This is a genomic window from Paenibacillus sp. J22FR21, assembly GCF_056269135.1.
The window spans coordinates 517,592-540,224 of record NZ_JBWDNJ010000002.1 but is presented as its reverse complement, the minus strand read 5'-3'; the positions used below and the strand labels follow the sequence as shown (position 1 = coordinate 540,224).

The 22,633-nt window shown below is 51.0% G+C and carries 15 protein-coding genes; 2 read left to right on the top strand and 13 right to left on the bottom strand.

Annotation, left to right across the window (positions count from 1 at the left end; genetic code table 11):
* The first annotated feature begins 2 nt into the window (after positions 1-2).
* Positions 3-1,352, top strand: a complete 1,350-nt coding sequence (locus AC0YNS_RS08245; protein WP_475780518.1) for a CapA family protein — start codon at positions 3-5, stop codon at positions 1,350-1,352.
* 232 nt (positions 1,353-1,584) lie between these two features.
* Here AC0YNS_RS08245 and AC0YNS_RS08240 read toward each other — a convergent pair whose 3' ends face one another.
* A complete protein-coding gene (locus tag AC0YNS_RS08240; RefSeq protein ID WP_090978484.1) occupies positions 1,585-1,992 on the bottom strand; it encodes a MarR family winged helix-turn-helix transcriptional regulator in 408 nt (135 codons plus the stop codon).
* Positions 1,993-2,189: 197 nt separating this feature from the next.
* On the opposite strand from AC0YNS_RS08240, the gene AC0YNS_RS08235 reads away from it, so the two are divergent.
* Positions 2,190-2,357, top strand: a complete 168-nt coding sequence (locus AC0YNS_RS08235) for a hypothetical protein (RefSeq protein WP_177245690.1) — start codon at positions 2,190-2,192, stop codon at positions 2,355-2,357.
* A gap of 3 nt (positions 2,358-2,360) precedes the next feature.
* On the opposite strand, the gene gyrA is transcribed toward AC0YNS_RS08235, so the two are convergent.
* The 12 genes from gyrA to AC0YNS_RS08175 form a co-directional block, all read right to left on the bottom strand.
* Positions 2,361-4,802: a DNA gyrase subunit A gene (gene gyrA, locus AC0YNS_RS08230; RefSeq protein WP_475780517.1), complete on the bottom strand. Its 2,442-nt coding sequence runs from the start codon at positions 4,800-4,802 to the stop codon at positions 2,361-2,363.
* Between the two features lie 20 nt (positions 4,803-4,822).
* Entirely contained in the window at positions 4,823-6,793 is a 1,971-nt protein-coding gene (parE, locus tag AC0YNS_RS08225; RefSeq protein ID WP_475780516.1) for a DNA topoisomerase IV subunit B, read from the bottom strand.
* A gap of 78 nt (positions 6,794-6,871) precedes the next feature.
* Positions 6,872-7,858, bottom strand: a complete 987-nt coding sequence (locus AC0YNS_RS08220) for an ABC transporter permease (RefSeq protein WP_475780515.1) — start codon at positions 7,856-7,858, stop codon at positions 6,872-6,874.
* Positions 7,851-8,825 carry an ABC transporter ATP-binding protein gene (locus tag AC0YNS_RS08215; RefSeq protein ID WP_475780514.1) on the bottom strand — a complete coding sequence of 325 codons (975 nt, stop codon included), beginning with the start codon at positions 8,823-8,825 and terminating at the stop codon, positions 7,851-7,853. The genes AC0YNS_RS08220 and AC0YNS_RS08215 overlap by 8 nt, the downstream gene beginning before the upstream one ends.
* A gap of 12 nt (positions 8,826-8,837) precedes the next feature.
* The gene (locus tag AC0YNS_RS08210; RefSeq protein WP_475780513.1) at positions 8,838-9,665 is read right to left on the bottom strand and encodes a GDSL-type esterase/lipase family protein; all 828 of its coding nucleotides are present in this window, start codon (positions 9,663-9,665) and stop codon (positions 8,838-8,840) included.
* Between the two features lie 198 nt (positions 9,666-9,863).
* A complete protein-coding gene (gene purT, locus AC0YNS_RS08205) occupies positions 9,864-11,042 on the bottom strand; it encodes a formate-dependent phosphoribosylglycinamide formyltransferase (protein ID WP_475780512.1) in 1,179 nt (392 codons plus the stop codon).
* 69 nt (positions 11,043-11,111) lie between these two features.
* Positions 11,112-12,956, bottom strand: coding sequence for an ABC transporter ATP-binding protein (locus AC0YNS_RS08200; protein ID WP_475780511.1), 1,845 nt, complete (start codon positions 12,954-12,956; stop codon positions 11,112-11,114).
* Positions 12,953-14,731: an ABC transporter ATP-binding protein gene (locus AC0YNS_RS08195; protein WP_475780510.1), complete on the bottom strand. Its 1,779-nt coding sequence runs from the start codon at positions 14,729-14,731 to the stop codon at positions 12,953-12,955. Before AC0YNS_RS08195 ends, AC0YNS_RS08200 begins: the two co-directional genes overlap by 4 nt.
* Before the next feature lie 309 nt (positions 14,732-15,040).
* The gene (locus AC0YNS_RS08190) at positions 15,041-18,721 is read right to left on the bottom strand and encodes a dynamin family protein (RefSeq protein WP_475780509.1); all 3,681 of its coding nucleotides are present in this window, start codon (positions 18,719-18,721) and stop codon (positions 15,041-15,043) included.
* 53 nt (positions 18,722-18,774) lie between these two features.
* Positions 18,775-19,041, bottom strand: a complete 267-nt coding sequence (locus AC0YNS_RS08185; RefSeq protein WP_475780508.1) for an NAD/NADP transhydrogenase alpha subunit — start codon at positions 19,039-19,041, stop codon at positions 18,775-18,777.
* Between the two features lie 43 nt (positions 19,042-19,084).
* Positions 19,085-19,732 (bottom strand): endonuclease III, encoded by a 648-nt coding sequence (gene nth / locus AC0YNS_RS08180; protein ID WP_475780507.1) that lies wholly within the window; start codon positions 19,730-19,732, stop codon positions 19,085-19,087.
* Positions 19,733-19,919: 187 nt separating this feature from the next.
* Entirely contained in the window at positions 19,920-22,628 is a 2,709-nt protein-coding gene (locus AC0YNS_RS08175; RefSeq protein WP_475780506.1) for an S-layer homology domain-containing protein, read from the bottom strand.
* Positions 22,629-22,633: the final 5 nt, after the last annotated feature.

The following is a 22,633-nucleotide window of genomic DNA, read 5'->3' as shown; positions in this document are numbered from 1 at the left end:
CTATGTATAGACACAAATTAGGGCTGCTCAGCCTACTCGTCCTCGCCCTGCTCTTGCTAAGCAGCTGCGGGAGCGGTCCGCACTTGGAGCCTGATCCTGAGAATCAACCGGAAACGGTGCAGGAGCCTCCTCCGAAAGTGGAACCGCCGGCATCCGAAACCAAACCCGACCAGGCACCAGACAACGCTGGGGATACCGCTAATCAATCGCCAAATGATGACGGCAATTTATCCCAACCTGATAATCAAGACGCTGAGAGCACGCCTCCAGCCCCTGAGAAGTCGGTTGATGCGCTTTGGATCGCCGTCGGTGACATTATGATGCATATGCCGCAGCTTCCCGGTGCCTATAACGAGAAAACGAAGAAATACAATTTCGAGCATTTCTTTAAGCCGATGAAGCCGATTCTCGAGCAAGGCGATTGGACACTAGCCAATCTCGAAACACCGATTGCCGGCAAGTCGCTCGGTTATTCCGGTTATCCACGCTTCAATGCGCCGACCGAGCTTGGGGATGCGCTCAAGTATGCCGGCTTCACAACCGTTACGACAGCTAACAATCATGCTCTCGATCGCGGTGCCAAAGGTATCTCACTGACGCTTAAGAAGCTGGATGAGCTTGGCTTCGAAACGAAAGGCACGGCACGCTCGCGGGCGGAAGCCGACCGAATTGTTATTGCAAAGCGCAAAGGCATCGCAATGGGGCTGCTCGCTTACACATACGGTACGAACGGCATTCCACTACCCAAAGATCAGCCGTACGCCGTATCTTTGATCGATGAAGCGAAGATCATCAGCGACATCGAGAAGCTGCGCACGGCCGGCGCTGACTTCATTACGGTCGTGCTGCATTTCGGCATTGAATATCAGACGCAACCGAATGACGTTCAGAAGAATCTGGCACGCAAGCTGATCGCAGCCGGTGCCGACATCATTGCCGGCTCGCACCCGCATGTTGTTCAGCCCTATGAGATTGTTGAATCGGCTGAACCCGGCGGCTCCGTCAGAAAAGGACTCATTATTTATTCCATGGGTAATTTCATTTCGAATCAACGCGGCGATTCAAAGGATTATGGTGTCGTCTTCAAAGTCAACATTCACAAAGACGGTCCCACAGGTAAAACGTCGATTCAGAATGTCGAGGCCCTGCCTACTTGGGTGCACCGGGTTACCAGCAAAGGCGTGACCAACTATAATGTGGTTCCGCTGCAGCAGGTTATTGCCTCCAAGTCGCTTAAGGATCTCTCAGGAGCGGATTACTCGACACTCAAACAGATGTACAACCAGCTCATGAAAAGACTCAAATCCATGTCAGGCAAGCCGTTCCAGGTAACTGACGGACTAAACCAATAGACTTTCAAGTAGTGGCTGAACCGGAATTTCCGGGACAGCCACTTTTCTATTTGACTAAGGTTTAAGAACTACAATAGATACAATTAATAACTGATGTATGATTGAAAATGTTGCACCGCATAATCAAAAGGCCTGTACACAGCAGTTCCACGTCGGAACATACTGATGCACAGGCCTTTTTCTATTGCAGAAGCCCTCTCAGGCCTTGCTTGTTTGATCGCATATGTACAACCTAAGAATTGGCTACCTTGCCAAGCAGATAAACCAGCAGCTGTTGATTATGGGACGAGATCCGGTCAAGCGCTTCACTGATGTACGCATCACGAATGGCGATACCGCGTGCAGCTTCGACTTGACCTTTGTCGGTCACGGTCACCCAAACGATACGTCGATCACTCTCATCACGGTTACGCACGACGAGGCCGCCGCGCTCCATTCGGTCAAGCAGCGTCGTTATAGCAGCGGGTGTCGTTTCCAAGTATCCGAGCAAATCCGAGGGTTTCATCGGTTGATGCACCAGCAGCAGCTCCAATACACTCAATTGTCCTTCCGTTAATCCGGGAGCCAGTTCTTCCTCCAGATGCGACTTCCATTCCTTCGTCATCTTCATCCACAACCGGGCAAATTCCGCAGAAACGATGACCATCACCCGCCTTCTGTCCGATTTTATCTTATACCTTATTATACCATGCCGAAATGTCGAATATAAGGTTAATGCAGTTAATATTTTGTCTGACTAATCGCTACAAAAGAGAACCATTTGACAGGATTAGACATACATTGGTGGTATAGGCTGTTGTACCGGCTCGAAATTAGGAATGGAGCGTGATCCGCACTATGGAGGAGCGCAAGCTCGAACTTGTACGTAAACTATCGCAAATCGGCATACAAAAAGACCCACAATGGGTTGATCGGCTTGATGAACCAGCCCCATTGTGGGTCGTGCTTGAGCTTATTGTAGAAATGATGGAGCGACGTGATTCTCCCCACCAGCCATTTGATTGAGCATTACAGATCGGCGCGAACAAAGAACGTCGTCAATACATCCTTCTTATCGACCGCTGTTACCGCGCGGCCAGTCGATTTCCGATCATCAATCGGCGCTTTCTCTGTCGAAACGATCTGATTGGTGCCGGCTGCCGATAGCAGCACCAGGTCACGTGCTTCCTTGCAGTGAAGACCGCCGATGAGACCGACACCATTCGAGCGGACACGAGCGCCTTCTTTAAACTCGAAGGTTGCGACGCCTTTGCCGCCTCGACCTTGAATCGGATAATCAAGCAGCAAGGAACGTTTGCCGTAACCAAGCTCCGTGAGGACAAGCACTTCGCCTTCGTCACCAGACACCCACTCTGCAGCGACAATTTCATCGCCATCACGAACGGTAATGCCTCGAACACCGGCAGCTACGCGGCCCATCGGATTCACTTCACTCTCAGGGAAACGGATACTCATGCCGTTCTTCGTAATGAGCAGCAGCTCCTTGCTGTTGTCGCTGAGCGAAACACGCAATACATCATCACCATCAGCCAGCTTCACAGCCGCGATGGCAGTGGAACGCGATGATTTATATTCCTTCAGCTCCGTCCGTTTCACTTGTCCTCGTTTCGTGACGAAGACCAGCGTACGATCCGGCACTTCAAAGTCCTTCACAGGAATGACGCTAATGATGCTGTCGTCCTTCGGCATCGGCACGACGTTAACGACCGCAGTCCCCGTATCCTTCCACTTAAACTCCGGAATTTGATGGACAGGCAGTTGATAATACATCCCTTTGCGCGTGAACAGAAGCAGCTGATCAATTGTATTCACATCAAGCAGCGTGCGAATAACGTCGCCTTCCTTAACGCCTGCGCTTCCGAGCTCGCCGCCGGAACGAGTGAACGATAGCTTCGAAGTCCGCTTGATATAACCGTCTTGGCTAAGTGTAACCAGTACATCTTCAGCAGCGACGATTACCTCAAGGTTAACCTTCAGCTCTTCCACTTCACCTTGAATGCCGGAGCGACGGTCGATGCCGTATTTCTCGCGAATTTCCATCAGCTCTTCTTTGATTACAGAGCGCAGCTTCTTCTCGCTGTCTAGAATCGAACGCAAATACGTAATTTTCTTCTGAATATCCTTCAATTCTTTCTCAATCGAAGTAATCTCCAGATTCGTTAGACGGTATAATTGGAGCGTCAGAATCGCATCTGCTTGGCGCTCTGAGAACGTAAACTTCGCCACCAAGTTCTGCTGTGCATCCTGCCGATTCTTGGACGCTTTAATCGTTGCGATGATTTCATCCAGCAGGTTAAGCGCCTTCGCCAAACCTTCCAGTACATGTGCGCGGTCTTCCGCTTTCTCAAGCTCGTACTTGGAACGCTCGGTTACCACTTCTCTCTGATGCGCGATGTACGCGGTCAGCATATCCTTCAGACCGAGCTGTTTCGGCGTTTTGTTCACAATCGCAACCATGTTGAAGTTGTAGGCGACCTGAAGATCTGTTTTCTTCAGCAAATACGCCAATATTCCTTGCGCATCCGCATCCTTCTTCAGCTCGACGACAATGCGAAGCCCGTTACGACCGCTTTCATCACGAACCTCGGCGATGCCTTCGACCTTCTTCTCGATCCGAATGTTCTCCATTGCCGTAACAAGGCGCGACTTGACGACCTGATACGGAATTTCCGTAATGACGATCTGTTGGCGTCCGCCCTTCATGTCTTCGATCATCGATTTGGAGCGGTGATAAATCCGGCCCTTCCCGCTCAAGTAAGCATCGCGGATACCGTCCTCACCCATGATGAGTCCGCCTGTAGGGAAATCGGGACCCTTCACAATATCCATCAGCTGTGCAAGCTCGATGTCCGGGTTGTCCATTACGGCATTACAAGCGTCGATCACTTCACGCAAATTATGCGGCGGAATTTCCGTCGCGAAACCGGAGGAAATCCCGCTAACCCCATTAACGAGCAGGTTGGGATACCGCGATGGCAGCACAACCGGCTCTTTCGTCGTATTATCGAAATTGTCTTTGAATAAGACCGTTCGTTTCTCGATATCACGAAGCAGCTCCATCGCAATCGGCGATAGACGTGCTTCGGTATAACGCATTGCTGCCGCCGGGTCATCATCGATCGAGCCCCAGTTCCCATGGCCATCAATGAGCATATGCCCCATTTTCCAGGGCTGTGCCATACGGACCATACCTTCATAGATGGAGGAATCGCCGTGCGGATGATAATTACCCATTACATCACCGACCGTCTTGGCCGATTTGCGATACCCTTTGTCAGGCGTGTTGCCTGCATCATACATCGCGTACAAAATACGCCGCTGCACCGGTTTCAATCCGTCTCGAACATCGGGAATGGCGCGGTCCTGAATGATGTATTTGGAATAGCGCCCGAAGCGGTCACCCACGACCTCCTCAAGATACGCCGGCAAAAACTGTTCCAGGATACTCATGCCGAAACTCTCCTCAACTGTTATTCAACATATTCGGTAAAATCAACATTCTCAACGATCCAGCGTTTACGCGGATCTACTTTGTCGCCCATGAGCGTGGATACGCGGCGTTCCGCCTTAGCTGCATCTTCAATTTGAACTTGCAGCAGCGTACGCGTCTCTGAATTCATCGTCGTTTCCCACAACTGGTCGGGGTTCATCTCGCCGAGTCCTTTATAACGCTGCAGCTCAAAGTTCTTGCCGAACTCCTTCAAATAATTCTGGAGCTGCTCATCTGACCAAGCGTACCGAACGGTCTCAAGCTTACCGGATTTACGCGTAATCTTATAAAGCGGCGGCTGCGCAATAAAGACGCGGCCCAAGTCAATCAAAGGCTTCATATAGCGGTAGAAGAACGTCAGGAGCAGCACTTGAATATGCGCGCCGTCCGTATCCGCATCCGTCATAATGATGATTTTGCTATAATTACACGATTCCGCGTCGAATTCAGGTCCAATGCCTGCGCCGATCGCCGCGATAACCGCCTTGTATTCGTCGTTTTTAAGAATATCGAGCAGCTTCGCCTTCTCCGGATTCATCGGTTTTCCCTTGAGCGGAAGAATCGCTTGAAACTTGGAGTCACGGCCTTGCTTCGCGGAACCGCCTGCGGAGTCACCTTCTACGATAAACAGCTCCGTACGAGTAACATCCTTCGATTGTGCCGGCGTCAGCTTGCCGCCAAGATTGGAGCTTTCGCTCTTCTTCTTGCCGCTGCGGATTTCGTCACGCGCTTTACGTGCAGCCTCGCGGGCTCTGGATGCCTGAACCGCTTTCTTCAACAGCATTTGCGCAACTTGCGGATTTTCCTCCAAGAAAACCTGCATTTTGTCAGAGACGATCGCATCTACAACACTTCTGGCCGAAGAGCTGCCGAGCTGATCCTTCGTTTGACCCACAAATTCAACTTCGGACATTTTGATGTTAATGACCGCCATCATGCCTTCGCGCAGGTCATTGCCGTCGAGGTTCTTATCTTTCTCCTTGATCATTGCGTTCTTGCGCGCATAATCGTTCATTACACGTGTATACGCGGTTCGGAATCCGGTCTCATGCGTACCGCCGCCGCGTGTTGGGATTGAGTTTACGAACGAGGCCAATGTTTCGGTGTAGCCGTCGTTGTATTGCAAAGCCACCTCAACTTCAATTTCATCACGTTCACCAGCAAAGTGAACGACATCATGCAGCACCGTTTTGTCTTCATTCAGAAACTGAACAAACTGACGCGCGCCGCCTTCATAATGAAATTGGTCTTGTTTGCCGCTGCGATCGTCCTTTACCGTTACCTTCAACCCGGAGTTCAGGAACGCGATCTCCTGCAGACGCTCCGAAAGCGTATCATAATTAATTGAAATATTACCGTGGAAAACACGTGAATCCGGCTTAAAAGTTACCTTCGTGCCTGTACGATTCGTATTCCCGGTTACGACGAGTCCTGTTACGGGTTCTCCGACATGCTCTTTGCCCGCATCATCGATCCAATACTCGAAGCGCTGCTTATGTATTTTACCATCGCGGTAAATTTCCACTTCAAGCCACTCCGACAACGCATTCGTTACGGATGCGCCAACGCCATGCAAACCGCCGGATTTCTTATATCCGCCGCCGCCGAACTTACCGCCCGCATGCAAGATCGTAAAGACAACCTGAGGCGTGGGAATACCGGTCTTATGCATGCCGGTAGGAATACCGCGGCCATTGTCCTTTACAGTAATCGACCCATCATTATGGATCGTTACGTCGATGGCAGAGCAGAACTTTGCCAGATGCTCGTCAACCGCGTTGTCGACGATTTCCCAGACAAGGTGATGCAAGCCCGAAGTGCTCGTGCTGCCGATATACATCCCGGGCCGTTTCCGAACAGCGGTCAGCCCTTCCAGCACCTGGATGTCGTCTGCACCATAGCTGTCGGCACCCAAATTCGCTTCGCCCGCAAGATTTAACTGCTCAGTCATAGGGTCCTCCTAATAAAATTAATTGCGCTTCCTTGCATTCTTTTTCCATTCAAGCCGATTCGCTCACTTCAAGCTATTCTAATTCATGATGTCCTGTTTCGTAAAGACACCGAATGAAACGATAAGTCCGATTGCCGACCAAATCGCGAGGATAATCAAGGAAAATGAAAGTGTCATGCCTTGAATTGGCGGCGGGGAGCCTGCTAAATAATCCGTTAGCTGCAAATTGACCGCGAAAACATATTTGGCGCTTTCCCATGATGATGACATACTCGACAAGATCGTACCTGCGATGACAGCCGCCATCATCGTCACGATACTCGCCGCCGTGCTTCGCACAAGAACAGATACCATGAGCGCCAGAATGGCAACGGTCATAGATGAGACCCAGATCAGTCCGCCCTCCATGAGCACGAACAGCCACTGTGGAACGGCATGTACATACGAGCTCTCCATTGTAGAGCCTTGGATGACAAATCCTGTAAACACCGGTATTTGCCAGCCGGAATACCCGAATACCGCGCCTGATATAAGATAACAGAGAATGGCGCTGACCACAACGGTTAATGAAACATAGAACGTTAAAGCGATGAGCTTGCTCAGTAAAATTTTCCAACGCCTTACAGGTCTTGTGAGAAGCATCTTTATGGTTCCTGTCGAACGTTCGCCGGACACGAGGTCAGAGGCGATGGCAAGCACCAGCAGTGGATAAAAGAGCGTTACGGCATTCGACATAAAGCTTCGAGTAAACGTTACACCGTTAGGTGAGTTAGGATTTACATCGTGATCCAAATAATACTGAAGCTGTTGAACGGCAATTCGGCGGTTACGCTTCCACTCTTCCGGAATGCGTTCGCTTGAGAGCATATTTTGATACTCATTGATCTGCTGAACAAGCTGATTCCGCCAATCGGCGAAGTTTTTGCGATTGGTTTCCGCAATTTTCATTTGGGCATAGGTAAAGATGGGAATGAGTACGAGCAGAACAAGTACAACTACGTAGAAACGCTTCTTCTTCCATATCTTGAGCGTCTCATTCTGAATGAGCGGCAGCAGTCTATCCAATGCTCTCACCTTCCGTCATTTGCAAAAATAGTTCTTCCAGCGTTGGCGCGATCTTCTGTACCGACACGATGCCAATACCGGCATGTACGGCTTTCTCAACAATAGCCGAAATAGATTCAGCCCCCATAGAGGTGATGATGGCATCTTTCAATCCTGCCAATATGCTTTCATCGATTCGATGCTCGCCATCACCAATTAATCGGATATTAGTCTCTGCTGCAAGCAGCTTCCTGCCCGCTTCTGTATCATCGAATTGCCAGACGACATAGCTGCCGGTCTGATTCACAAGCTCGTCAACGGAGCCAACTGCAAGCACTTCACCGTGACTGATAATCGCAACACGGTCGCACATCAGCTGAATTTCGCTTAACAAATGGCTTGAAATAAACAAGCTCATCCCCTGATCCGCGAGCATACGAACAAACTCACGAAGCTCTTTAATCCCTTTCGGATCGAGACCATTCGTCGGTTCATCCAGGATGAGCAGCTTCGGTCTGCCAAGCAGCGCTTGTGCAATGCCAAGACGCTGACGCATGCCAAGCGAATACGTCTTCACTTTATCGTGAATGCGCTGCTGCAAGCCGACGATAGCGACAACCTCAGCAATGCGTTCTTGTCCAATCCCACGCTGCATACGGGCAAAATGCTCTAAGTTCTCCCAGCCGGTCATATAGGCGTAAACCTCTGGGTTCTCTACGATACAGCCGATATGGCTGAGCGCTCTCTCCGGATCACGCTGCACATTGCTGCCACAAATCAGGATCTCGCCTGAGGTTTGCTTAATCAGTCCGACAAGCATACGAATCGTAGTTGTTTTACCTGATCCGTTGGGACCAAGAAAGCCGAAGATTTCACCGTTTTTCACTTCAAAAGAGACGTTTTTTATGATCATTTTACCGCCAATCCGCTTCTTCACATCTTTAACGGAGAGGACGACTTCTGTTTCCGGAATGGTTTGTACGCTCATCAGACAGGTCTCCTATTTCAGCGACTGCACGATACGTGCCGCAATTTGTGCGTAGCCTTCGTGGTTGGGATGAAAATGATCGCTCGACAGATAAATATCAATGGACCGTTCAAACATATCGAATGAAGGCACCAAAGTCATGTTCGGATAGTTGTGCAGAATCGAATAGGCTTCCTCGTTCCACTTCTGAACTTCCAGACTGCCGTCTCTAAGGTCCGTAATATTATAAAATGGGTTATATAGGCCTGTGTACACCACTTGCGCGTTAGGATTGATTTCGTGCAGCAGCTTGATCACTTTCGACAATCGGTCGATGCCTTTGGGCAGCTCCTTCTTCAGCGTATCCAGACTAATATCTCCCGTCACGTCACCGGCTGATTGACCGTTTGCGATTTGGAATAAGTCATTTCCTCCGATAGTGAAAACAATGAGATTAGCTTGCTGCAAAGAATAGCGATACCCCTTGTCCGTACTAAGCAAATGCGCGAGTTGATCGGCCCTCAAGCCGTTTATAGACAAATTGTTGTTCAATTTGACAGGAATCAGCGGATATTTCTTCTTAAGCAGCGTTACGACTTGCTTGACATAACCTTCTCCTGTAGCATCGCCCGTCCCCTTCGTGAGCGAATCGCCAATCGCGGTAATGTTGATGGCCTTGCTGCTGCCAAGGTTGCTTGACTCCGGCTGCGCCGGCTTCCCCTGCTCCCCTGTGTAAGCTTCTGCTTGCGGATACAGCATATCCTTCACCGCATAGCCAAACCCGCCGATCAACAGCAATGTCGAGATCAGAGCTGAAATACCGATCGTTGTCCATAACACGCCGGAAGATGCACTTCTCATGTTAATAACGCTCCTTCTACCTATATCGAACCCTTAACGGTAAATTAATATTCTTTTTTAAAGTAATGCTTTCAGCTGTAATTTGCAAATTCCTCCAATTGCGGCAGGTACAAAAAAAGCCGGTATGCTCTGCCAGCAGCCCTTGGAAGGAATCTGCTGGCAATAGTTTCGGCATACTCGGCGTGTCTATCGCACGATTTATTCGTAGTTGATCGTAAGGGATTGTGCCGCTTGTTTAGCTAACTCACGCGCCTTTATGCAGTCGTCAGCAGAGCTGAGGGCAACAGCCATGCGGCGGCCCGGTTTCGTAACCGGTTTGCCAAACACACGAACCTGCGTATTCGGTACACTCAGCGCTTGCTCAAGACCGCCGATTTGGAATTGCTCCGAATCGCGATCTGCTTTGAGCGTATACGATGCACCAGGCGTCAGTAGACGGATGGATGGAATCGGGAACCCCAGAATCGCTCTTGCGTGAAGCGCAAATTCGGAGAGATCCTGCGTAACCATCGTAACCATGCCCGTGTCATGCGGACGAGGTGAAACCTCGCTGAACAGTACGCCATCCTTCGTTAGGAACAGCTCGACGCCGTAGATGCCGTAGCCGCCAAGCTCCTCGGTTACTGCACGCGCAATAGCTTCGGCTTCTTCGATTTGTTGAGCCGACATCTCATGCGGCTGCCAGGACTCGATGTAATCGCCGTCCTTCTGTACATGTCCGATCGGCGCGCAGAACGACGTGCCCGATGCCGAACGAACCGTTAACAGCGTAATCTCCGATTCAAAATGGATAAATCCTTCGACGATGACACGCGTTTTCTTCGCGCGTCCGCCTTCCATTGCATAGTTCCAGCAAGCTTCAGCATCCCCTTCTGTTTTGCAGACGCTTTGCCCTTTGCCGGATGAGCTCATAATCGGTTTAATGACGCAAGGCGTACCCAATTCTGCAACAGCAGCTTTAAGCTCGTCCAGCGTATCCGCGAAGCGATATGGCGCTGTAGGCAGACTCAGTGTTTCCGCTGCCAAACGACGAATGCCTTCGCGATCCATCGTCAGAAGCGCTGCGCGTGCGGTAGGGATAACGCGGTAGCCTTCCTTCTCCAGCTCCACCAGAGCGGAAGTCGCGATCGCTTCAATCTCCGGTACGAGCAGATCCGGCTTCTCCTTCTCAATCAATGCGCGAAGTGCTGCGGGATCCAGCATATCGATGACATAAGAACGATGAGCTACCTGCATCGCCGGAGCGTTCTCATAACGATCGACAGCGATCGTTTCTACGCCAAGGCGCTGTGCTTCGATGATTACTTCTTTGCCAAGCTCGCCTGAACCGAGCAGCATAATTTTACGAGCCGTAGATGAAAGCGGTGATCCATACATATAGAAAAAGAACCTCCTGGAAGAAATGTTTTCTTCCATTGTGGAGGTTCTTTGGCGAAAAATCAAGAATTATGCCGATAAAAAACGATACTGTGCTTCAATCAAACCATTATAAGTGCCTTTGTGACGAATTAGTTCGTCATGGCTGCCTTGCTCTACGATTTGACCATGATCCAGAACGACGATACGGTCCGCATTACGAATCGTGGATAAACGATGCGCTACGATGAAGGAAGTACGGCCTTGCAATAGTTTCTTGAGCGCCTCTTGAATTTTGAGCTCGGTCTCGGTATCAATGCTTGCAGTCGCTTCATCCAGAATCAAGACGCGTGGATCTGCCAGCAATGCTCTGGCAAAGGACAGCAGCTGGCGTTGTCCCATCGATAGGCTGTTACCGCGCTCTTGCACTTCCGTGTCATAACCATCTGGCAAACTCATGATGAAATCATGAGCATCGACGGCCGTAGCAGCTTTCACAATTTCATCGTCAGTGGCGTTCAATCGGCCGAAACGGATATTCTCGCGAATCGTACCGGAGAAAATAAACGTATCCTGCAGCACGACCCCAACCTGCGAACGCAAGCTCTCAATACTGACGCCCCGAATATCGATGCCATCGACTCGTACGGCGCCTTGCACCGGATCATAGAAGCGGCAGAGCAGGTTCATTATTGTACTCTTGCCTGATCCTGTATGTCCGACAAGCGCGATCGTTTGCCCGGCTGTTACGTCGAGTGAAATGCCGCGAAGCGCAGGACGGCCTTTCTCGTATTCGAAGATAATGTTGTCGAATGACACATCTCCGCGGATACGTGGCAAAGCGCCTGCGTTCTCTTCCTCGCCGACGGTCGGCTTCTCGTCGATAAACTCGAAGATCCGCTCTGAGGATGCCATGGCGATCAGCAGCTGTGCGTACATTTGACCCAGCCTGTTAATCGGCTCCCAGAAGTTTCCGACGTAGTTGGCAAAACCAACCAGCACCCCGACCGTAATCGCACCGACTTGAATGAGATGCGAGCCATACCAGAAGAGAATCAGCGTACCGATCGCGGATGTGACTTCGATAATCGGGCCGAATGCTTGGTTAAGAGCAGAAGCTCTGTTCCAGGCTTTAATATTCGTGTTATTGATGTTCGTGAAGAAGCTGAAATTGGATTTCTCCTGCGTATACGCTTGTGTTACGCGCATGCCTTGAATACTTTCGTTCAAATGCGCATTGATTCGCGACTGCTTCATCCGTACATCCTGCCAAGCGTAACGAATCCGTTTGCGCAGCGCCGTGGAAACAACGAACATGAGCGGTACCGTAATCATGATGGCAATGCCTAGCTTGAAGTTCCATGCCAGCAAAATGATGACGATCCCGACGAGCTGCACGCAATCCATCAACAAGTTGACTACGCCGTTCGTAAACAAATCCTGCAGCGCATTTACGTCATTCGTAATACGCACGAGAACGGAGCCTGCCGGGCGTTTATCGAAGAAACGAAATGAAAGCTTCTGAATGTGTTTAAAGAGATCCTCACGCAAATCATAAATGACTTGCTGGCCGATTACATTCGTGTACTTAATCCGGTACGTGTTAGCTGCCCATTGAATAATATAGAGGGTCAGCATCATCCCCGCGTACATGTAGAGCTTGCTGAGACTTGGATCCCCACCGTCCTTCGGCTGGATCGCTTCATCGATCGCCATGATGATGATCGCGGGAATGGCCAGACGTGTGAGCGTCCCGAGCACCATCATGACGATAATGACAGGCAATAATTGTTTCCGATACGGTTTCATATAAGAGAACAAACGGGTAATTTGAGACCAGTTGAACGGTTTCTCAATCGCATCGTCGTCCTTGTAGATGAAACGCTCATGACTGCCTCGCGGCTGCCCTTTCTGTTGCTGCTGCTCCTCACTCACTGTGCGACCCTTCTTTCTGCTGCTAATTCGACTGTGGCGGTACTGGGACGGTCTGCATATTGGATGTTATACGTGTCCTGATACGGGCCGGCCTCAGCGACTAATTGCTCATGCTGCCCGCGCTGTACCACATGACCATTGTCGAAAACCAGAATTTCATCCGCATGACGGAGAGAAGAAATTCGATGTGCAATAATAAAGGTTGTTCTACCCGCCATCAGCTCGCTGAAGCCGGCTTGAATTTCATGTTCGGTTTCCATGTCTACGGCGCTTGTAGCATCGTCGAGAATGAGTATACGCGGGTTCTTGATCAGCGCCCGAGCAATGGCAATCCGCTGTTTCTGACCGCCTGAGAGTCCCATGCCGCGCTCACCGACGATCGTGTCATACCCTTCGGGAAGCTCCATGATGAAATCATGCGCTTTTGCCAGCTTCGCGGCTTCAATGATTTGATCCATCGTGACATCTTTAATCGCGTATGCGATGTTGTCGCGTATCGAGCAAGAGAAGAGGAACGTCTCTTGAAATACGGTCGCGATTTGGGAACGAAGGCTTTCAATGGAAATGTTGCGAATATCTTCGCCATCGAGCGTAATGGAGCCCATCTTAATGTTATAAGCACGCATGAGCAGCTGAATGACCGTTGACTTACCGGAACCCGTTCCGCCGAGCATCCCAATGACCATGCCCGGTTTCGCATCAATGTTCACCTGGGTCAACGCAGGTGCTTTATCCGCATAATTAAATGTTACGTTATGAAATTGCACGTGACCTTCGATTTTGCTCTCGTCCAAGATTGTCGGAGATTCGGCATCTTTCACATGTACATACTCGTTGAGCAGCTCCAGCAACCGTTCACCGGAAGCTTTGGACTGCGTGTAGTTATTGATCAGGAAGCCCATAGCCCACATCGGGTTGATGATATACCAGAGCATACTGAAGAAGGCAACCATCTCACCGAGCGTAATCGAACCCCGGATAACGAGCGTACCGCCGGCAACAAGCAGAATAACGGCACATACGCTTGCAAGCAGCTCCATGACAGGGAAGAACTTTCCCCACAAGCCGGATGCGGCAATTTGGTTTTGTTTGTAAGCCGCACTGCGTGTCGAGAATTTATCCATTTCGAACGATTCGCGGGCAAATGATTTAACGGTACGAACACCTGTGATGTTCTCTTGAACCGCAGTTGTCAAATGGCTCATGGCTTGGCGCATTTCTCTAAATGCCGGATGAATGACTTTCTCGAATCGGAGTGCCACAATGACCAGAACAGGCATGGTCACAAGCGTGATCAGCGTGAGCTGCCAGTGAATGGAGAACATCATCGCAGCGCCGAAGATAATCATGAGAAACATGTTGAAAATTTGCGCAAAACCGAATGCGATGAAATTTCGAACCGCTTCCAAATCTGCGGTCAGCCTCGACATCAAGTCGCCGGTTTTGGCTGTGTCGTAATACTGAAACGACAGCGATTGCAATTTCGTGTAGCAGGCATTACGAAGTCTGAAAGCGACGCGGTTTCCCAGGCGACCGCCGAAGAGTCCGTGTAGAAACTGAAGACCACCCTTTAAGGTAACGACCCCGACGACAGCGAGCGATAATGCGGGCACCCACTCAAATGTTTTGGGAACGATGACTTTGTCGATCAGCACTCGAAGTAAATTAGGATAAACCAATCCGAGCGCGGTAGCGCAGATCAAGAAGGCGATCGAAGCAAACAAATTTCTGCGTTCGACCCAGTAATACGGTTTAAGTTGCCTGAAGACGTCCAATGGGTAACCCACTCCCTGTTGCAATTTTATGAATCTTTTTATGAATATGAATGAATATTAACAGCATGAGTTCCGTACGGCAAACAGAGTGCTGGGGCATATAGTTGACAATATTCGCTTCCTCTTCCATCTCGGGTAAAGTTTGGGGGGTATTCTCCGATATCGTCGTAAATCATTGCCAACATGCGCATATTGCTCCGTTTTTGCACATTTGCCTCTGTTTTTGCATGATTTCATTTTCACAAAATAAAGAAGCTTATCCGCCTCAAATGGAGCGCTGGATAAGCTTCTTTTCTTCTTGCAATGGATTTAAATGGCAACCAATGCAGTATGAACACTGCGCAGTTCTTCTACGTCTGCATGATCAGACAAGGAGGCGAGCTTCCCTTCGCTGAAGGCATCCAAGTCCTTGCGGAGTGTATCCGCACCATGCACCATCACTTGATTCCAAAGTTCTGTGTAGCGGATGCTCCACGCTTCTTCAGCAGCCTGCAGCCAGCGCTGCATCGGCGCCGTCAGCTGGGTTTCCAGTTCGCTGCGCAGCGCAGCTTTGCCATCGCCTTCGAAGAAATAACGCGGTGACTTGAACTTGCTCCAGAGCAGCTTCGCATCGATTTCCTTCGCTTGCCACGGAGGCTGCGCCTCCGGGCTCTCCGGCTGCACCGGTTTGAAGTCGGACGCTTCGAAGCCTTGAAGCTGTGCGCCGGCTTCTGCGGCAACCTCCGTGAACTTCTTCACAGCGAGTTTGCCCAGCATGTTATCCAGACGAAGCGAAGTGGCTTCAAGCTCCTGTGCAAGCTCGATCTGCAGCAAACGCTGCAGCTCCAGCCAGGATGTCCACATCGCTTTACGCAGATCGCGTCCATCGTCTTGCAGAGACGATGGATTGAACGCGAAGTTATAATGGTCGCCGAAACGGAGCTGCACACGCTGCAGCACGTAGAAGAGCAGCTCCTTCAGCTCTTGCTGCAGCTTCGCGTTCGCCTGGGGTTCGTTCAGTTCATCAACAACGCTGCGAGCACGCGCTGTATGCGCGATAATATCAGCCTTTGCCTGTTCGCGGCTAAGCGCATCTCCGGATGCCGCTTCGAGCCAGTTCGCAATCGTGCTGCGGGCGCGAGCAAGCTCTTGCTCCGCCGCCGTAACGGCCAAGGCGCCGAGATCGCCGCTCGTGAAGCTTAAGAAAGAGGCTTCAAACGCGCCAATGCCGGACTGTTCTATCAGTGCCTGATTGTTCGTGCGTTTCCCATCCAGAGCCTGAAGGCTGGAGACCGGGAACATGCGCGGGAATCGAATACCGTGCTGCTGCAGGTTCCGTTCCACATGCGCAAGAACGCCGTCTCGCTCCTCTTCGTCCGCCGCCAGATCGGCTGCATTGACGATGAAGAACATTTTATCGAGCTCGAATTGATCCTTCACGCGGCCAAGCTGCAGCAGAAACTGACGATCGGCCTGCGAGAAAGCATGATTATAATAGGTGACAAACAGAATCGCGTCCGCGTTCTTAATATAATTGAAGGCTACGCCTGTATGCCTTGCATTGACCGAGTCCGCTCCCGGCGTATCCACAAGCACAATGCCTTGCGCCGTCAACGGATTGCTGTGATGCAGCTCGATTTCGCTGACAAAACAGGACCGCGACTCTTCGGCGACATACAGCTGGAATTCCTCGCCGCTTACAGCCAAACGCTGGCCTAAGTGAGCCTCATGGGCAGCCCAGCCTTTGGCAGCAGCTTTCAAGAAGCTGTAATGCGGGCGTCCGCCGGCATGTACGGCATCCGGAGTTAGTTTATGAATGGTTTGCAGCAGCGCATCGTCGCTTAGCGATTGTGCGTCTTCACCCAGTAAGTTAAGCGAATAACGCAAATCGTCCATCATCGCTTCGCGCGACTTCATCAGCACCGTAGCCGTACCGTGCGGATGCTCCGCGGTTGGCGGCACGATGCGGTTGACCGCAGCCGTCGTCGGATTCGGCGACACGGGCAGCACTGCCTCGCCGAGCAGGGCGTTGGCGAGCGAGGATTTGCCCGCGCTGAACGCACCGAACAGCGCGATCGTGAACCGGCTGCTGCGAAGGCGCTCCGCCTTCTCGCGCATGCCGTGCACGGCCTGGGCGAGCGACGCATGCGGCGCCAGCAGAGCGGCTGCTTTGCTCAGCCGCTCCGCTGCTTGGCGCTGCGGCGCGAGCGCGTCTTGGGAAGCGCCGGGATGTGCCGGCGCTTCCGGGGTTGCGCTGATTGCGGCAGCGTGCCCTGCGGCTGCTGCCGCAGGCGCGGGCGCGCCGCTGCCGGCGCTAGGCGCAGCCGGCGGCGCCGGCACGGCGCCGGGGGCGCTGTGCGCCCCGCTGCCGAGCGCAGCCGGCTTCGGCAGCGCCGGGCGCGGCGGCGCCGGCGGCAGCAGCGCCGCCAGCCGCGCGAGATGCGCGGCCGCGCGCGCCTGCAGCGCGGCCAGCTGCGCTAGCGCGCCGGCTTGCAGCGCGAGCGCGCTAAGCCGCGCGCGCAGCGGCGCAGCGGCCGCTTCGCCCGCCGCTGCTGCGCGGTCGCTGAGCGCGTCGATGAGAGGCATCGCGCTCTTGCGGAACAACCCCTTCGCAGCCGCTGCAAGCTCGCGGCTGTATGTCATCGTATACTCGTTCCCCATGACAGCCCCTGGGTTTACGAGGGAGATCAACAGATCAGGCGTTAATAACCCGCCGAACGTATCCTTCAACTGCTTCTCGAGGGCCTCATCCCGCCAGCCCAAACGATCTGCCGTCCGTCTCAGCAGATCGATGACATGCCATTCGATGCCGGCCTGCACGAGGTCAGCCAAATCATTGAAGAAGGCTTGAAGCCGGCGCTCTTGCTCAGCAGCAGTCTTCGCACCGGCGAACAGAAGCCCGGCTTTAAACCCGGTCTTGCGGCTCTCCAGAAAGGATTGCGCCAGATCCCGCGTTGCCGCCGGCGTAATATTCGCATTATCGAGGATGCTTTGCACATCCAGACGCGTCTTCACCCGCAAGCTCTCAGCCTCAGCCGCATGAACGCGCAGCTGCTCCTCAAGTCCGGCGATCTCCTCACGAACTCGCTCTGCTTCCCCTTCGCCTCCTGCTTCATCAAGCAGACGTTCACGCTCAGGCTCGGCCAACTCATCCATCGCTTTCCCATGCATCCGAACGACATAACGAGCGGACGCATCTACGCTGCATAGTGCCAGCGGCACCCGAATATCGGCAAGCGATTCGAACAATCCTTCGAGCGCAGCCCACTCTGAATGCCGATGATTCGGCTCACGCAACGACAAATAGACGATCCCGCTCGGTTCCAAATGCCAGTTCCCGAACGCCTCGTCAACACTTTGTTTATACGCTTCAAAAGTTAGTTCGCTCTCGCGATGCTTATCGATTTGATTCACGATCAAATATAACGGCTTGCCCCACTCCTTGAGTTGTTTGGCAAACGTGAAATTGATTTCGGATTGCACGTGATTGTAGTCCATTACATAAAAAACGACGTCCGCCAAATGAAGCGCCGATTCGGTCGCCATCCGGTGCGCGTCGTCAGTGGAATCAATACCCGGGGTGTCAAGCAGCACAGTATGCGTGCCCAGACGCGGGATCGGATAGGACAAGGAAATCGACAATACGGTTTCGCCGTCTTTGCAGTACTCATTGACTTCGTTTACAGGCACCTCTATCGTTTGCTCTTGCCCGTTCACCAGCTTCTTAATGGTCGCTTTCGCTTCCCCGTTCACAATGCTGACGACATTCGCGCTCGTCGGTATCGGACTTGACGGCAGTAATTGCGTGCCGCAAAGCCGATTGACGAGAGTAGATTTCCCCGCTGAGAAATGTCCGCAGAAGGCTACGGTCAACTTACCGTTCCCCAGCTTATCCCGCAGTTCAAGCAGCCGCGCTGCGTCTTGCGCATCCCCGGCGGCTGCCATGATCGGCGATATTTCTCCAAGCGAGGTGTCCAGCGAATGAGCAGCTTTTTCAATCGTTTGGCTCATTTCTCTCTCTCCCTGTTTCCTACTCGTTCAAACGAACTTGAACGTACGAGATGTTATACCAATTGTACTTCAGGCACACAAATCTCAAAAACTTCACCATGCTGAAGAATCGTAATGTTGCGTTCTTTCTCCTTCATGACAACACACTCAGGCTTAACTCTCATACGTTCAATATATTGATCCGGTACGTCGCCTGCTCCGCTTACTGTCACGCCTTCAATGATAATTTCTTCGTTTTCTTGCGGTGGGGACTCCATGATTTGCTCATAGATATCAGAGAATAAAGCGAAGTCTTTCGTGTATACGGAAATGCATTTCATGTGGAATCATCCTTATCCATTATGTTTTGGGTGAAACGTCTTATTACTTAGCCTTTCGGTTTAGAGCAGGTTTCATACGCTGTTTGCCTTCTTTGCATTCATCTAGCATCGGACAAACCGGACAATTCGGATTCTGAGCCTTGCAATGGTATCGCCCGAAGAAAATCAATCGATGATGCGTCTCGGTCCACAATGCTCGCGGAACCAGCTTCATCAATTTCTTCTCGACTTCAAGCACGCTATCATCAGCCTTGGCAAAACCAAGCCTCTTGGATACACGCTCCACATGCGTATCCACTGCAATTGCCGGTACCCCAAATGCATTGGATACCACGACATTTGCGGTTTTTCGGCCTACGCCAGGCAATTTCGTCAGTTCCTCATGCTGCTGCGGTATTTCTCCGCCATAGTCATCTAAGAGCATCCGGCATAGTTTCTGGATAAACAAAGCCTTGTTGCGAAACAGTCCAATCCGCCGGATGTCGTGCTCAAGCTCATCCAATGGAACAGCCAAATAATCAGCCGGTGTCTGATACTTTTGGAACAAATCCGCCGTTACTTTGTTGACTGTTTCATCCGTGCACTGCGCAGACAACAGAACTGCGATCGTTAGTTCGAACGGATTGCGGTGATGGAGCTCGCAATGTGCGTCAGGGAACATCTCACCGACCACACCCAAAAAATGATCCATTTTCTCTTTCGCCTTCAACCGATCTCTCACTCCTAATTGAACCATCGATTCAAAGTGTAGCGAATATTGTCGCATTAATCAACCGCAAATGACCCTTAAATGACTGAATTTGTGCAGGATTTCACAGAATTGCAAAATAAAAATGTCCCGGCAGATTTCACCGGGACATCTGTCATTCATGCCGTGCTTACACCTTCGCGATTTCGACCAATACGTTCTGGTAGAAATACAGCAGAAGCGCATCGCCGTCTTTCAATAGAGCGATCGAAATTTGCTGGTCGCCTTGGGTAATTTTCGTAGACGACGTTACGGTATACGTGTTCAGCTCTGTAAGAGTAGCTCGCTTAACAGATAGCTCGCCAGTAGCAGCGTTATACTTCCAGAACTTCTTGCTAATACCGCTGTTTACCGTAACGACGACGCGGTCTTTAGCATCCTTCTTCACTTCAACGCGGTCTCCGATTTGAAGAACTGCAGACGAGCTGCCTGTCAGTCCGTTCTTCACAACGGTATAAGAATCGCCTAGCGTTACGCTAGAAACAACTCCGGTATTATCAACGATCGTCATGGAACCCGTATTTACTCCCGTAAGCTTGCCATAGGTGACTTTAACAAGTTTAAACGAAACGGGACTCGAGCCGACATATTGAACATTGCCGGTTTGACCTGACTTCAGATCAGCCAGTGTGACCTTATCGCCGCGTTCATTGTAAAACTCCATCGCAGACGCATTCAAATCCAGGATTGAACCGTCTGTTGTTTTCACCTTCAAACGTTTGCCTGCAACCTCAGCCGCGAATACGCTCGTTTGCAAGGACGTATGCACCTGCAGCGTGATCACTTTATCTTGATTCGCATTTAACAGTCCTGTAACGGTATCGCCTACTTTGACATCTGCAATCGTAGAAGATGTTTTACCTGCTATTTCAATGGAATTCGGCAGCTCCAGCGGCAATGTGATGATAGCTCCGTTGCTCTGCGTGATCGAAACTTGGCTTGTATTAATGGCTGTCACGGTTCCGCTGTATTTGTATACGAATTGAATGAGGACAGCTTTATTATCGGTTACTCCGATCGTCAACTTCCTGTTCTTGGCCAGAAGCGATCCTGCAGCACTAACAGCAACAGTTGATCCATTTAGATCGATCCTTGTTTTATCCGTCAAGTAAACCGACATCGGATTACCGTCTTTATCTTTAAAATCCAAGATCCTCGTGTCCGTTTCATAGTTTCGAACCGTTGCGCCAATCATCAACGTTACATTACGATTTACTACTTTAATCGCAACAACCTGATCGTTCGAATTCAGCGAGATATCCAGGATATCCCCTTTAACGAGGTCAGCAATGGTAGTACCCGTCAGACCATCGATGGTTACATCGACCAGAATGGATACGAACTTCGCTTCCAAGGCGCTTTGCGCAGTTCCGGCATTTTTGACATACTGGATCGTCTTGCCGTCACTGCTCGCAGAATAGAATTCTCCACGAATTAGCTTAGCCGACGTTTGTGTAATCGTGATTTTGGTCACCAACGAATTCTTTACTTCGTACGAAATCGCATCGCCAACGCGAAGCTGAGACAATCCGCCGTCCAAAATCTGTCCCTGCCAGATTACATCCACTTGAGGCGAGACATTAAATTTGTACTCAGTTCCGGTTACACTGTCTTTCACAGTTACAGCTGACGCAGCCGTATCAACCGCGCTGATTGTACCTTGCGCATTATTGTTAATCGGTGCCGATTGCACTTTAATGGAGAGCGCTTGTGGTTTCGTTCTGTATGTATCGCGCGTAATCTCCACTTCGCTGTCTTTCGCAAGTGCGCTCGGTTTAATGACTGCACCGGCTCCATCTGTCACAACGGTTGCGCTGTTATACGTGATGGCAACGGGCTCATCATTGATCCATACCCAGATCTTACTATCGTTAACCAGGACGCGATCCACGGTCCCTTTAAGCTTCTCTACCTGCTTAGCGGCATCAAGCTGCTCGACGTAAAGTGCTTTATTCCCGCTCGAGATCACGAGCAGTTTCGTATTTGCTTCAAGATCCGCCACCTTTGAAGGTTTCTCGGAATCGAAGCGGTACACGTAAGTATCAGGCGTCATCTCAATCGCCGATTCTTTGTCATTCTGAAAGAGATGAACCGAAGTTGCATCTATGCTAGTCATCACAGCGGTTTGCTGACCCGTGTAAGTAACCGGGAATTGCGTTTCTGCTCTGCTGAAGATGGTAGCAATTGACGCGCGAGTAATGAACCCTTTGGGATCAAAACGATCTGCTGTAATCCCTTTGATCAACTGCAAGGATACGGCAGCATTCACATAACCCTTGTAACCCGCCCCTACCTTGCTTCCATCGGAGAAGCTAATCGTATCATTCGCAAGCGCCTCGGCTTCCTTCTGCTTGCCAATCGCTTTCACGATCAGTTTCGTAATCCATTCACGCGTTGCTTTCTGTGTTCCCCACGCAGAGCTGGGATTCGCTTCTGCAAGTTCGAATTCTGCCTTTTGGTCTAGCAAACCTTCTTGAAAAGCAAGAATGATATAGGGTTTAAAATAAGTGCTGACCTCAAACGTATCCGGGAAGACGATGGCATCATCCACCTTAACCTCTTGCTCTTTACCGATAAAACGGATGGCAAGTGCGATCGCTTCCTGCTGCGACACGTTATCAGCCGGTTTGAAAGCCCCGTTCGTTCCTTTGACGATCCCTTGTGTGGCGAGCTTAGCAATATGCTTCTCTGCCCAGTGGCCGGCAGGTACATCGCTGAACCTTGAAGTCGAAGCTGTGTCCGCATACGCTAACGAACCGCCTACTGCAGAAAACCCTGTAAGTACTGAGAAAACCAACATCGATGAAACCACTTTAACCCATTTCTTCTGCTGCGGCATATTCT